This is a genomic window from Mycobacterium sp. UNC410CL29Cvi84 (genome assembly GCF_000686745.1).
In the GTDB taxonomy this organism is placed as follows: domain Bacteria; phylum Actinomycetota; class Actinomycetes; order Mycobacteriales; family Mycobacteriaceae; genus Mycobacterium; species Mycobacterium mucogenicum_B.
In genome coordinates, this window is the sequence record NZ_JMLM01000001.1 from 492,084 (window position 1) to 506,237 (window position 14,154).

Genomic DNA, 14,154 nt, shown 5'->3' on the forward strand with positions numbered 1-14,154 from the left:
TCAGTCGCCCGGCGTCCGCGCCAAGATCGCCAGCAGCAGTTCGGCGCGGACCCGGGCGACGGCCAGGTCGACTCCGAGCAGCGCCTCGGCGGTCTCGATGCGCTTGCGCATGGTGTGTCGGTGCACGCCGACGGCCGCGGCAGCGGACTCCCAGTGGCCGTTGGCTTCCAGGAAAGCGCGCAGCGAGGTCAGCAGCCCCGTGCCGAACTCCGCGTCGTGGTCGAGAACCGGGGTCAGCACCGCCGCCCCGAGCGCAACCAGCACGTCCCGGCTCTCCCCGAATGCCAGCAGCGCGCTGCCGGCCAGCGCGGAGAATTCGAGCGGAGGCCGGCCGCATTCCGCGACGGACGCCGCCAGCCGGGCGTTGTCGACGGCCTCGGCCAGTTTGGTCAGCGGCTGAATTCCGCTGAGCCCCAGGCGGATGGTCCGCCGCAGCGACGCATCGATCCGCGCCACCAGCGCGGCAGCGATCTCGTCGGCCTCCGCTCCCGGCAACAGCACCGCCAGCCATTTGTCGGCGCCATGGACGAATGCGGACTGACCTGCCTGATCCAGCTGATCGTGGATCGCCGCGCTCACCTTCCTGAGCAGGTTGGCCGCGTCGGCATCCGTGTCCGAATCCGCCTGGACGACCAGCACTCTGATGCGGCCCCGGTGGTCGGCGGCCTGAGACAGCTGCGCCCAGGCCGGCTCCAGGTTGGCCTCGCCGGTGAGGATGAGGCCCAGCGACTGTTCGTTGAGTCGCTGCTGCGCTTCCTTCAACCGCACCGGTTTCTCGAAATCCAGCGCGAGCAACGAGTTCGCGTGGCCCAACAGCACCTGATCGACCGGGCTCAGTGCCGTTTCACTGACCACGCCGAGCACCCCGTGCGAGCGGCCACCGACGCGGATGGACTGCTGCGCGACGGTGACGCCTTCGGCCAGCACCGCGACGGCCGACGCGGCCCCGGGCTCGATGGCGTCGCGCACCAGGTTGACGGTGGTGACGTTGAGATTTCGCGGGTGGGACGCGATCACCGTGCCGGACGGATCCAGCACCACGACGCTGGCCCGCAGCGCCCGCCCCAGTTCGGCCGCAACCTCTTGCGGGCCGCCACTGACGACGGCCCGGGTGATCCGTGGCTGCGCCCGGGACGCCCGCAGCACCGCGTCGTACTGCAGTGCCGCGATGCGTGAGCTGACGCGCTGCACGACGGCCGCGAACGGCGTCCGCAACGGAATCTCCAGCAGCGGCAGCCCCAGCTCCTCCGCGGCGGCGACCAGTTCCTCGGGCACCTCGTCGAAGGTGAGTCCGATACCGAATCCCACGCCGGCGACGCCACTTTCGTGGAGGCGCTGGAGATAGTGCCGCCGGTCCGCAGACCCCGCAGGCAGACCGATGCCGGTGGTCAGCACCAGCTCGCCACCGGACAGCCACTTGGCCGGGTCAGCCAACTCGGTGGTCAGGACCAGACTGATCTCGCTACCGACGCCGCCGGCACCGCCGCGCAGCCGGATTCGCAGATCGGCTTGGTCCAGCACCCATCGCACCGGAACCGTCACCGGCATGAATGTACAGAATGTCGAAAAACCGCACTGAAAATCCCAAGAATGTCCGATGCTGAGGTGTGTGTCCTGGCGCACACTTGTGCAGCCAGTTGTCTGACCAACTTCACCCGAGGACGGCGCGATGTCGATCGAAACACTGCAGAACTACATTGACGGGCAATTCGTCGCGTCGTCATCATCGGAAACGATCGACCTGATCAGCCCGGTCGACGAAGCCGTCGTCGGACGCTCGCCGGTATCGAACCGCGCCGATGTGGACGCAGCCGTCACAGCCGCCGAACGCGCCTTCCAGACCTGGGGCCGCAGCACCCCGGGCGACCGCCAGGCCGCGCTGCTCAAGCTCGCCGACGCCATCGAGGCACATGCCGACGAGATCGTCGAGGCCCAGTGCCGCAACACCGGCCAGCCCAAGGCCATCGTGCACGCCGAAGAGGCCATCGCCGGCGCGAACCAGCTCCGCTTCTTCGCCGGTGCCGCCCGGATGGTGCACGGCCTGTCCGCCGGTGAATACCTGGAGGGCTACACGTCGTACGTCCGCCGCGAACCGATCGGTGTCGTCGGACAGGTCGCGCCGTGGAACTTCCCGTTCCTGATGGCGATCTGGAAGATCGGCCCCGCCCTGGCCACCGGCAACACCGTCGTCCTCAAGCCCAGCGACACCACCCCCGAGAGCACCCTGGTCCTCGCGCGGCTGAGCAAGGGCATCCTGCCCGACGGCGTGCTCAACGTCATCCTGGGCACCGCCGAGACCGGCGCCGCCCTGGTGGAACACCCTGTGCCGGGCCTGGTTTCGATCACCGGATCGGTCCGCGCCGGCATCGCCGTGGCGGAATCCGCAGCCAAGCAGCTCAAGCGCAGCCACCTGGAACTCGGCGGCAAGGCACCCGTGGTGGTCTTCCCCGACGTCGACATCGCCAAGGCCGCGGCCGGCATCGCCGAGGGCGGCTGTTTCAACGCCGGCCAGGACTGTACGGCGGCCACGCGCGTGATCGTGCACGAGTCCATCCACGACGAGTTCGTCACCGCACTCGCCGCGGCGGCGCAGAACCTGCGCCCCGGCCTGCCCGACGACCCGGACGCGTTCTACGGACCGCTGAACAACATCAACCACTTCAACACCGTGATCAAGAAGCTGGACAATCTGCCGCCGCACGCCACCGTCGTCACCGGCGGAAAGCGCCTCGGCGACAAGGGCTTCTACCTCGAGCCGACGATCATCAGCGGCGTCCACCAGGACGACGCGATCGTCCAGGAGGAGACCTTCGCCCCCGTCATCACCGTGCAGCCCTTCTCGACCGACGAAGAGGCCATCGCACTCGCCAACGGCGTGCGTTTCGCGCTGGCGTCCAGCGTGTGGACCAAGGATCACGCCAGGGCCGAAAAGTTCACCCGCGCACTCGATTTCGGGTGTGTCTGGATCAACTGCCACATCATGCTGACCGCCGAGATGCCCCACGGCGGCTTCAAGCAGTCGGGCTACGGCAAGGACCTGTCGATCTACGGCGTCGAGGACTACACCCGGATCAAGCACGTCATGAGCTCGCACGACTGATCCGTTCTCCCTTTTCGCCCCACCGACTCGACCCTTGCCGACAGGAGTTTCACCGATGCCCGACACCTTCCACCCCCTCGACCCGCTGACCGCAGCCGAATTCACCAAGGTCGCCGAGCTTCTCGCGGCCGCGCACGGCGTCGGAGACGGCTGGCGGTACACCTCCGTCGAGATGATCGAACCGGCCAAGGTCGAGGTGGCCGCGTTCGACGCCACCGGCACCGCGCCGGACCGGCGCGCGCTGGCGACACTGCTCGACACCTCGAACAACCGCACCTACAAGAGCGTGGTGTCGTTGACGGACGAGTTGGTGCTGTCGTGGGACCACATCCCCGGCGTGCAGCCGAACTTCACCGTGGACGAGTGGGAAGAGGCCGACGAGGTTCTGCGCAAGAACCCGGAAGTCATTGCGGCCCTGGCCAAACGCGGCATCACCGACATGGACCTGGTGTTCATGGACACCTGGACCTACGGCGACGTTGTGATGCCGGAGAAGTACAAGGACCGCCGCCTGGGCTGGACCGACACCTGGGTGCGGGCTGCCGAGGGCGCCAACCCCTACGCCGGCCCCGTCAACGGATTCCACTGTGTCATCGACATGAACACCATGGAACTGCTGGAGATCGAGGACACCTTCACCGTCGATCGGCCGGAGATGATGGGTGAGTATGTGCCGCAGCACATTCCCGAGCGCATCCGGAAGGCCAGCACCCGGGAGCCGCTGCAGCCGCTGAACATCACTCAGCCCGAGGGTGTTTCGTTCACGCTCGAGGGAAATCTGCTGAAGTGGCAGAACTGGTCGCTGCGCGTCGGGTTCAACTACCGCGAGGGCATGACGCTGCACGCGGTGAGCTACAACGACAACGGCAATGTGCGGTCGGTGGCCAACCGGATGTCGTTCGCCGAGATGATGGTCCCCTACCGCGACCACTGCACCGACCATTACCGCCGAACGGCTTTCGACATCGGCGAGTGGGGCATCGGCTTCATGACCACCTCGCTGGAGCTCGGCTGCGACTGTCTCGGTGAGATCCGGTACCTGGACGCCGTGCTGCACAACAGCAAGGGCGAGCCGTACACCATCAAGAACGCCATCTGCATCCACGAAGAAGACAACGCCGTGCTGTGGAAGCACGTCGACCACCACGCCGGCGCCGAGGTGCGCCGCATGCGCCGGCTCACGGTGTCGTTCCACGTGACCGTCGCCAACTACGAGTACCTCACCTACTGGCGCTTCTACCAGGACGGCAACATCGAATGTGAGGTCCGCGCAACGGGAATCATGGTGGTGAGCAACTTCCCGGAGGGCCAGGCCCACCCGCACGGCACGCTGGTCGACAACCGCACCTACGCGCCGTACCACCAGCACTTCCTCGTCGCCCGCCTCGATCTCGACGTCGACGGCACCGCGAACACGGTGTACGCCAGCGAGACCGAGATCGAGCCGATGGGACCGGACAACCCCTACGGACTGTCGCTGCGCCAGCGCAACACCCCGCTGCGCACCGAGGCCGAGGGCAAGCAGGACATGAATTTCCAGACCCAGCGGGCGTGGAAGGTCGTCAACGACAACGTCCGCAACGGCATCGGCACCGCGCCCGCCTACAAGCTGGTGCCCGGCGGCGCCTTCCCCGCCATGTTCGATCCGAACTCCCCGGTCCTGGCACGCTGCCGGGCCATCGAGCACACCGTGTGGGTCACCCCCAACTCCCCCGATGAGCGCTGGCCCGCAGGCGAATTCGTCACGCAGAGCAAGGAAGACACCGGCCTGCCGATGTGGACCGAGGCGAACCGCTCGATCGAGAACACCGACGTGGTGCTGTGGTACGTCTTCGGCATCCACCACATCACCCGGCCGGAAGACTGGCCGATCATGCCCGTCGACACCGTCAACTTCTGGCTCAAGCCCGTCGGCTTCTTCGATCGCAATCCCTCGATCGACGTGGCACCGACGCCGCCGAAGGCCTGCCACACGTCCTCCAACTGTGAAGAAGGCTAGCCCGTGAGCAATCCACGAATCGCCGTCGCATATCTCGCAACTCCCGGCGGTGACGACGCCGTCGCCGTCGGCGAGCAGATCGCCCGCACCCTCGGCGCCGAGATCGATCTGTGCATGGTGCTGCCCAGCGACCGGTCGGCGCTCGCCACCACGCCCGGCGGCATCCTGCAGCGCGAAGCCGAAAGCTGGCTCGCCGCAGCCGCGGCCGGGGTCCCCAGCGACCTCAAGGTGACGACGCACCTGAGCTTCGACGAGTCCAGCACCGCTGGCCTGATCGCGGCGGCCGAGGCTGCCGGTGCCGAGGCTCTGGTGGTCGGTGGCGCCGGCGGAGGCATCGCCGGCTCGCTGTCGCTCGGCTCGGTGGTCAACGACCTGGTCCACGCGTCGCCGATTCCCGTGGTGATCGCACCCCGCGGCGCCCGGCTGAAGCACAACGACCGGATCCGGGAAGTCACCTGCGCCGTCGGCACCCGGCCCGGGGCCAAGCTGCTCCTGGACAGCGCGCTGCGGCTCTGCCGGGACACCGGGACGCCGCTGCGCCTGGTGTCGCTGGTCGCCGTCGACGACGCCGACGATCTGGAACTGGCACAGCAGCACGCGCAGAAGGCCCTCGACCAAGCGAAAGCTTTCCTGCCGGAAGGCATTCCGGTCAGCTCGCGCGTGGCCACCGGCGCAGGCGTCGAGGACGCCGTCAACAAACTCGGCTGGCATGACGGCGACGTGATCATGGTCGGGTCCAGCCGGCTCGCACAGCCCCGCCGGCTCTTCCTGGGATCGACCGCGGCGAAAATGCTGCGCGTCCTGCAGGTCCCCATGATCGTGGTTCCGAAAGATGAAGGGGCTGATAATGACTGAACAACTGGCCGATTCCGACCTCGCTCGCGTAGAGCGGGAAGAAGGCCTCGTCGCCAAGGGCCTCGCCGCAGGCAGAATCGGCACCTTCACCGGGGCCATCCTCGGTATCTCGACCGTGGCACCGGGCTACACGCTCACCGCCAGTATCGGCCTGATCGTCGCGGCGGTCGGGCTGAAGATGCCGGCCATCCTGATCGCCGGCTTCATCCCCATGTTCCTGACCGCCTACGCGTACCGTGAACTGAACTCGCGGGCACCCGACTGCGGCGCGTCGTTCACCTGGTCCACCAAGGCTTTTGGCCCGTACGTCGGCTGGATGTGCGGCTGGGGCATGGTGATCGCCACCATCATCGTGCTGTCCAATCTCGCCTCGATCGGCGTCCAGTTCGGCTATGAATTCCTGGGCAGCGTGCTCCACAACGAGAAGCTCGCGACGCTCTCGGCCGACAACGTCTGGGTCAACATCGGATCCACCGTCGCGCTGCTGGCCATCGCCACCTACATCTCGTGTCGCGGCATCACGACCAGCGAGAAGGTGCAGTACGTCCTGGTCGGCTTCCAGATGATCGTCCTCGTCACATTCTCGATCGTTGCGATCGTGCGATCGGGCGGGGCCGAAGGGCACCTGAGCTTCGACATCGATTGGTTCGACCCGTTCACCGGATTGACCATGAGCGCCTTCGTGATCGGGCTCATCGGCTCCATCTTCGCGTTCTGGGGTTGGGACACCTGCCTGACCCTCGGTGAGGAATGCAAGGACCCCACCAAGGTTCCCGGCCGCGCCGGCCTGCTCTGCGTCCTGTCGATTCTGCTGACGTACCTCCTGGTGGCGGTCGCTGTGATGATGTACGCCGGGATCGGAGACACCGGCCTCGGGCTGGGCAACAAGGACAACGCGGCCAACGTCTTCGGCGCGCTGGCCTACCCGGTACTCGGCAGTTGGGGCGGCCCGCTGCTCCTGCTGGCGGTATTCGCCTCGTCGATCGCCAGCCTGCAGACCACCGTGCTGCCGGCCGCCCGCACCATGCTCGCGATGGGCACCTACGGCGCCTTCCCCAAGCGGTTCGCCAACGTCAGCCCCCGCACGCTGTCGCCGGTGTTCAGCACCGTGGTCGCGGGTGTCGTCACCGCCGCGTTCTACACCATCGTGACGCTGCTGTCCGAGCGCACACTGCTGGATACCATTGCCGCCCTTGGCATCATGATCTGCTGGTACTACGGCATCACGGCGTTCGCCTGCGTCTGGTTCTTCCGCAAGGAACTGTTCCTCAACGCGCACAACGTCATCTACAAGCTGGTGTTCCCGCTACTCGGCGGCATCATGCTGCTCTCGGTATTCGTCAAATCGGTGCTCGTCAGCATGGATCCGACAGCCAGCGGCAGTGGCGCGGAGATCGGCGGCATCGGGCTGGTGTTCTACCTGGGCTTCGGCATCCTGCTCTTCGGCGCGGTGCTGATGCTCGTGATGCGCGCGTCACAGCCGGCGTACTTCCGCGGCGAGACGCTGACGATGGATACTCCCCCGCTGCCCTGAACGGGGGTCGACGCGCCCCGTCACGCTTCGGCGTGGCGGGGCGCGTTTTTTGTGGGGTAGTTCGCTTGTGCCCGTTCACCCTGCAACCTGGGCGCAAAAGACCGAGTAGCGGTGTGCGCAGGCACAGGATCAACGCCCAAACCAGGCATTCCCGCGTTCACCCTGCAACCTGGGCGCAATAGACGAGTAACGGTGTGCCTGGCTGCAGGGTGAATACCCGGGTGCACGAGACAAGTACCTCACTTCAATCACGATGCACTGCAGGACAACATGATTGAAGCGAGGTATCTATCTCGGCGACTGGACGTCCCTGGCTTCAATAGCCAGCGGTAGATCGCCGCATGATTGACGTCAGGGACCTCGTTACGCCGTCAGGCGTCGTAATCGACCGACACCGCCGGGCTGGTCGGATGCGACTGGCAGGTGAGGATGTAGCCGGCATCGAGATCACCCCGCCCGAGGGCGAAGTTCTGCTCCATGTCGACTGTGCCCTCGAGCAATTTGGCCCGGCAGGTACCGCACGCACCGCCCATGCACGAGTAGGGCGCGTTGCTCCCGGCTTGCAATGCACCTTCCAGGATCGTGTCGCCGGCCGCGAGGCCGAAAGTCTGCCGCTTCCCGGACAATTGGACGGTGACGGCGGCGGCCTGATAATCGCGGGCGGGCGCGTCGCCGCGGTCGAACCCGGTGAACAACTCCAGATGGATCCGCTCGGGATCGACGCCACCCTCGATCAACGTCTCGCGCGCGCCGGTGGACATCGCGGCAGGGCCGCACAGGAACCACTCGTCGACGGTATCCGGACGAAGATCCGCCGTGAGCCAGCCGGTCAGTCGCTCCGTATCGATGTGGCCGGACAACTCAGGGGTGTGTCGCGGCTCGGCCGACAACACGTGCCGGATTTCGAGGCGGTCGGCGTACCGGGATTCGAGACGGTCGAGTTCGGTGCGGAACATCGTGGTCTCTTTGGTTCGGTTGCCGTAGACGAGGGTGAAGCGGCTCTCGGTTTCGAGCTCCATGACGGTGGCAAGAATCGACAGCACCGGGGTGATGCCGCTGCCGGCCACCAGACCGACGTAGTGCTTGCGGTGCAACGGATGCAGCGCCGAACTGAAGCTGCCGGCCGGGGTCATCACCTCCAGGACGTCGCCGGCCTTGAGCTGATCGGCGACAAAACCCGAGAACGTCCCTCCCGGAATGTGTTTCACCGCGATCCGCAGCTGAGCCCGCGTGGCCGGCGCGCAGATGGAGTAGCTGCGGCGCACGCCCTCGCCACCCAGATCCGTGCGCACCGAGACGTGCTGGCCTGGTTCGAATCGGAACTGATCCTGAAGTGCCTCGGGAACGGCGAAAGTCACCAATGTGCTGTCGGCGGTGATCGGATCGACGGCAGCCACCGGAATCCGGTGGAACACCGCGTGCGGCGAACTCGAGCGCACCGGCATCCGCACCGGCAGCAGCCGACCGAGCTTGCCGTTGAGTTGCTTCCATTCCCGGAACTCGCCGGACTCGAGCGACTGTCCGAACACCGTGGAAATCGCGGCGTTTCGGTCCAGGTATGCCTCCTCGTTGCGGCGCCAGGTCTTGGTGTACCGATAGAACGGCACCGACGGGTGCAGGTGGTGCACCAGATGGTAGTTCTGCGACAGCATCAAGGGCGTGTAGAGCCACTCCATGCCGACGCGGGTTCTGGTCGCCCGGTAGCGGTCACTGCGCTGGGTGTCCTGCAGACCGTGGTGCGGCATCCAGTCGAACCACCACGCCAAGACCACCACTGCGATGCGCTGCGGGATGATGAAGACGACGGCGAGCGTCCAGAAGTGGCCCGACATGATGGCGGCGATCAACCCCGTCACCGAAAGGGCCACGCACGCCAGGGTTTCGGCGACCTCGGCCTTGGGGCGGCTGCGGATCTTGCGGATCAGATAGTTGCCGTAGGACACGTCGAGAACAGCCCAGCGGAACGGCAGTTGCCACGCCGGTCCATGCGAGGCGAAGGTGTCCGGATCGTTCTCGTCGTCGTTCGAATGCCGATGGTGCTCAATGTGAATGAACCCGAACGACGGAAACGAGATCAGGGGCTGGACGAACAGCACCGCCAACCGTCCGAACAAGCCGTTGACCCAACGGGTGGAACTGATCGCATAGTGCACGGCGTCGTGGACGACGGTGAACATCGTGAAGGTCACCACCGCGTTGACCACGATGGGCACCCACATCGGAGCAGCACCGTCCAGATAAGCGACTGTTGACGCGACGAATGCCACCAGTCCCGCCAGAAACAGCGCCACGGTCGGCCACGCCAACTTCGGTACCTGCTCACCGGGATCCGGCAAGGCCGCTCGCACGGCGGCTTGGCTGTCCGCCCGATCGGCCACTTCCACTGACGCCATTCGACACTCCGTCTGTCAGGCAACCCGCGTTGGTTGCGTCTGCCGAAAAACGCTACGGACAGGGCCGATGCGATTGAATGTTTCAACGGGACGCCGATTTGGTATTTTCGGACAGTGGGTATGACCCCGGTCTGGGCGGTGCCGCGGGGCACCGAAGGCGTCCGCATCATGGTGCAGGGCGCCATCGCGCATGGGATGACGGCCGCCGAATGTCTGGCGGGCAGCGGGCTGACCGAAGCCGACCTGGACGACGAGAACGCGGAGATCTGGGCGCACCAGGAATTCGACGTCATCCGCAATCTCATTGCCGGGCTTGGCGACAGCCCGGGCGTCGGCATCGAGGTGGGAGTGCACTCCACCCTGGGTCGGGCCGGCCTGCTCGGTTTCCTGATCCTGGCGAGCCCCAATCTGCGGCAGGGCGTGGAACTGATCCTGCCCTATCTTGCACTCTCCCCCACCCACCTCCGCTTCTCGGTGGAGACCGACGACGAGTACGGGTACCTCGTCGCCGATGACAGTGAATTACCCACGGATGTCAGGTCATTCATCGTCGAGCGGGACCTGGCCGGATTCGTCGCCGCGACGCAGGGCGCGAACCTGGCACTCACACCGTCGTGGGCAGAGACGACGCTCGACGCCGAGCGCGCCGCAAAGCTCGCCGAGCTGTGGCGGCTTCCCGCGTCCGGCGTACGTTCCGGCCGGCGCACCAACCGCCTCGCCGTCACCCATGAAGTGCTGGAGATGCCGTCGCCGCTCGCCGACGCCAACACGGCGCGCAAGATCGAACAGCAGTGCCGGGACTTGCTCGAACGCAGGCTGTCTCGCGTCGGCGTGGCGGGCCAGGTCCGCAGCCGGCTACTGCACAACCCCGGTGAGCTGCCGGCGATGCCGACCATCGCCGACGAACTGCACATCGATCAGCGCACCCTGCGCCGTCGGCTCGCCGCCGAAGGCACGTCCTACCGCGCATTGCTCGACGAGGTCCGCCGTCACCTGGCCGTCGAGCTGCTCCAGCAAGACCTGTCCGTGGAAGAGATCTCCCGGCACCTGGGGTACGCCGAAACAGCCAACTTCACCCACGCTTTCAAGCGCTGGGAAGGCACCGCGCCGAGCTACTTCCGCAGGCCGCGGTCGTAGCTCGGCGCCAGGCTCACACCAGAGCGGCCGCCACCGCGTCGAACGCGCGCAGCGTGGAGAACAGCATGTGCGCGTGTTGCGGCAGCGGCCAGCTCGACAGCTTGGCGGCCACCACACCCGCCGGCCGGTTGACGTAGATCATCTGGCCGTGGATGCCCAGACACAGCAGCACGTCGTTGCCCGGGTACGGGAACCAGACCTGGTTGCGGTACATACCGCCGGGCATCCGGTTGTCGCCGGGGCTGTAGGCGAACGCTTCACGCGAATCTGCGCCTCCCACAACGGTATCGGCGATCCACGCCGCGGGCAGCACCTGCTCGCCGAGCAGCGACACCCCGTCGTTCAGATACAGCGAACCGAAGCGCACCAGGTCGCTCAGGCACGCGCTGATGCCGCCGTCGAACATGCCGCTGCCCATCGAGTCGATGCCGATGTTGGCATCGTGGGCGGCGCCGAGCCGGCTCCACACCAACTGCGACATCAACTCCGGCATCCGGGCGCCGGCCGCGGCCTCGCAGACCCAGCCGAGCACATCGGTTTCGCACGAACGGTATTCGAACGGCCCGCCGTGCGGCCCCTTCTGCCGCAGCGTGAGCAGGAAGTCGTACATCGTGGCCGGGACGTCGGGATGGGTCCGCGGCGACCAGCCGATGGCCTGCTCCAGTACCCGCACCTCGGCGGCCGGGTCCAGGTAATCCTCGGAGAACGCGATGCCCGAGCGCATGTCCAGCAGGTGCCGGACCGTCGCGCCGTAGTAGCCCGAGTTGGCCAGCGCCGGAACGTAATCGGACGCCAGGGCGTCGACGTTGAGTGCTCCGGAACCGGCCAGCGCACCGGCCACCGCGGCGATCAGGGTCTTGCTCACCGACATCAGCAGGTGCGCCGTTTCGGGCTGCATGCCGCCGTAGTACTGCTCGGCGAAAACCCGGCCGCGATGCGTCACGATCCAGCCGTCGGTGGCGGTCGCCGCCATGACCTGCCCGACCGTCGAGGGCGTGCCGTCGGGCAGCATCACCCCAGTAGCCGAGACGTCGGAATGGGCCGACGGCAGCGGCGCCACCGGACCCGCACCGCGGGAAATGGTTGCGGTGGGCAGGAATTCAGCGACGTGCTGGAACGACCAGTGCAAGTGTGGCGCGGACTGCCAGTTCGCCAGTGAAATGACGGACGGCGTGCGGCCCGGGTCTGAACCAAGCACGGCCGCTCCTGTCGCACGACGCCGAGTGAGCCGGCGCGATGACCTCATCATAGAGACTTCACACTCCCGCCCACGACGGCCGGCGACGCCGCGGACTGCGCCAGCGGAACGCCGCGGTACAGCGCACGGATCGAATCGATCAGGTGCCGGGCTCGGATGGTCAGCGCCGTGCCGCCCTGCGCGGCATCCCACTGCAACCGGCCTTTGGTCACCAGCACGCCCAGATCAGCCCCCTTCCACCGGTAGTCACCGGCGGGATAGATCCGCAGGAAGAAGGCCTCGGACTCGTCCTGCAGCTGATGCCAGTCGAGCGCGGCCCGCCGGAACACCAACGCGCCGTCGGCATCCAGGGCGTAGTGCCCGGTCGCCGGCGTGCCGACCAACTGCTCGACGGTGTCGCTGGTCTCCTTGATGACCATCTGACTCCAGACGTCAGCGGACGCCAGCTGCTCCCAGCGTTCGTTGATCTCGTCGACATCGAGGTCGAAGTCGACGTCCATGTACTCCAGCAGGTGGAACAGGAACAGCGGGACGTCGGCGTAGGCACCGGCCGTCACATTGGTGATCGACGTGGCGCCGCTGATGCGGGGATTGAGCTCACCCAGGTACACCTCGCCGTCATCGGTGTCGACGAGGACGTCGACCTCGAAGTAGCCGCGGTAACCCTCGGCCGCCAGCCGGTCTCCGAGCCGTCGCACCAATTGTGTTGCCGCGGCGCGGCGTTCGGGGGTCAGGACATCTGCGTACATCTCGTTGCCGCACCATCCGCCGCGGTACGGCGTCAGCTCGGCATAGCCTGTCAGCTCGCTCATGAACGGGCCGACGACGGTGCCGCACCGGGTCAGCACCGCCTCGACGGCAACGGGCCGGTTGTTGATGCGGCGCATCACCTTGATGTCCTGCCCGACGATGTGCTGGGCGTGCTTGCGCCAGTCGGCCTCCGACGAGATGAAGAACGTGGTCTTGCCCGAGTCGCCATACGGCGTCTGGATCACGAGTTCACTGCCGAGGGCGGCCTTTTCGGCGGCCGCGGTGAGCTGCTCGTAGCTGTCGACGTTGGTCAGTACGTTGGGGACGCTCGGCGCACCGGCCTCGTTGCCCAGCCGGGTCGTGACGAGCTTGGAGTCCAGGTGCTCGCGCAGCGCGGCCGGCGGCAGGATCAGGTCGTAGCCGAGTTCGGCGCAGATCGCCTCGGTCTCGGCGTCGAAGAACACCATGGCCACCTTCGGCCGGACACCCGGCGCCAGGCCGCGCTGCATGTGCGCCCGCACCTCGGGATTGCGCAGCAGCCAGTTGTTGATCTCCTCACCGCTCTCGAACTCGCGGTAGGGCTTGTGCCTGGGGCTGAACACGTGCGGGTGCGAGCCGTCCCAGCCGTCGTAATAGGTGACGAACGAGAACCTGCGCACCCACCGGTCCAGGCCCAGCAGGTTGAACGGGGTGGCGCCGACGAAGTAGATGGGCACGTCGTTGGTGCGGAAGAAGTGCCGGACTTCTGACATGTTGCGCAAGTTCCGCAGATGCGGTGTCGGCACCGGCGACGACGCGAACGCGGCGTCCGTCCCCACGCTCACCTCGGGCGCCGGCGCGGGCGACGGCACGACGGGGACTGCCTTGGCCTGCGCGGCCACGCGCTTGGCCGGCGTCTTCGCCGGGGTCTTGGCCGCAGCCTTCGTCGGGGTCCCGGCGGGGCTCTTGGCCGGCGCCTTCGCCGATGTCGTGGCCTTCGCGGCACGGGTGCCGCGGGCTGTGGTGCGGCGAGTTGGTTCGGTCACAGTTCACCCCTCGTTGTGATGTTGGCGGTGTTCACAGTGTGGTTTCGGAGCGACCGCCGCACACACGACAAAATGGCGTGCCCTCTTCCAACCAAATCGACAACATGGACATGGTCATCGGGCTCCGGACGGCACAGAATCAGCAGTACACAAGCCGTTCGAT

Annotated in this window: 9 protein-coding genes; 5 read left to right on the forward strand and 4 right to left on the reverse strand. The window is 66.7% G+C overall.

The window, feature by feature from the left end; translation table 11 throughout:
- Complete coding sequence (locus BR47_RS0102475) at nucleotides 1–1,530, reverse strand: PucR family transcriptional regulator (RefSeq protein WP_029105055.1); 1,530 nt, start codon at nucleotides 1,528–1,530, stop codon at nucleotides 1–3.
- Between the two features lie 139 nt (nucleotides 1,531–1,669).
- Here BR47_RS0102475 and BR47_RS0102480 point away from each other — a divergent pair, with 139 nt between their 5' ends.
- From BR47_RS0102480 to BR47_RS0102495, 4 genes are read left to right on the forward strand one after another with little or no spacing between them, the layout of a single operon-like run.
- Complete coding sequence (locus tag BR47_RS0102480) at nucleotides 1,670–3,100, forward strand: gamma-aminobutyraldehyde dehydrogenase (protein ID WP_020100707.1); 1,431 nt, start codon at nucleotides 1,670–1,672, stop codon at nucleotides 3,098–3,100.
- Between the two features lie 55 nt (nucleotides 3,101–3,155).
- On the forward strand, nucleotides 3,156–5,099 hold the full coding sequence (locus tag BR47_RS0102485) for a primary-amine oxidase (RefSeq protein ID WP_029118473.1): 1,944 nt from the start codon (nucleotides 3,156–3,158) through the stop codon (nucleotides 5,097–5,099).
- Nucleotides 5,100–5,102: 3 nt separating this feature from the next.
- The gene (locus tag BR47_RS0102490; protein ID WP_020100705.1) at nucleotides 5,103–5,954 is read left to right on the forward strand and encodes a universal stress protein; all 852 of its coding nucleotides are present in this window, start codon (nucleotides 5,103–5,105) and stop codon (nucleotides 5,952–5,954) included.
- Nucleotides 5,947–7,488 (forward strand): APC family permease, encoded by a 1,542-nt coding sequence (locus BR47_RS0102495; protein ID WP_020100704.1) that lies wholly within the window; start codon nucleotides 5,947–5,949, stop codon nucleotides 7,486–7,488. Before BR47_RS0102490 ends, BR47_RS0102495 begins: the two co-directional genes overlap by 8 nt.
- Nucleotides 7,489–7,859: 371 nt before the next feature.
- Here BR47_RS0102495 and BR47_RS0102500 read toward each other — a convergent pair whose 3' ends face one another.
- Nucleotides 7,860–9,881, reverse strand: a complete 2,022-nt coding sequence (locus tag BR47_RS0102500) for a fatty acid desaturase (RefSeq protein WP_029118474.1) — start codon at nucleotides 9,879–9,881, stop codon at nucleotides 7,860–7,862.
- 120 nt (nucleotides 9,882–10,001) lie between these two features.
- Here BR47_RS0102500 and BR47_RS0102505 point away from each other — a divergent pair, with 120 nt between their 5' ends.
- Nucleotides 10,002–11,018, forward strand: a complete 1,017-nt coding sequence (locus tag BR47_RS0102505) for an AraC family transcriptional regulator (RefSeq protein ID WP_020100702.1) — start codon at nucleotides 10,002–10,004, stop codon at nucleotides 11,016–11,018.
- Nucleotides 11,019–11,031: 13 nt separating this feature from the next.
- Here BR47_RS0102505 and BR47_RS0102510 read toward each other — a convergent pair whose 3' ends face one another.
- Nucleotides 11,032–12,216 (reverse strand): serine hydrolase domain-containing protein, encoded by a 1,185-nt coding sequence (locus BR47_RS0102510; RefSeq protein WP_029118475.1) that lies wholly within the window; start codon nucleotides 12,214–12,216, stop codon nucleotides 11,032–11,034.
- 47 nt (nucleotides 12,217–12,263) lie between these two features.
- Nucleotides 12,264–13,751, reverse strand: a complete 1,488-nt coding sequence (locus BR47_RS0102515) for a biotin carboxylase (RefSeq protein ID WP_286154329.1) — start codon at nucleotides 13,749–13,751, stop codon at nucleotides 12,264–12,266.
- Nucleotides 13,752–14,154 lie beyond the last annotated feature (403 nt).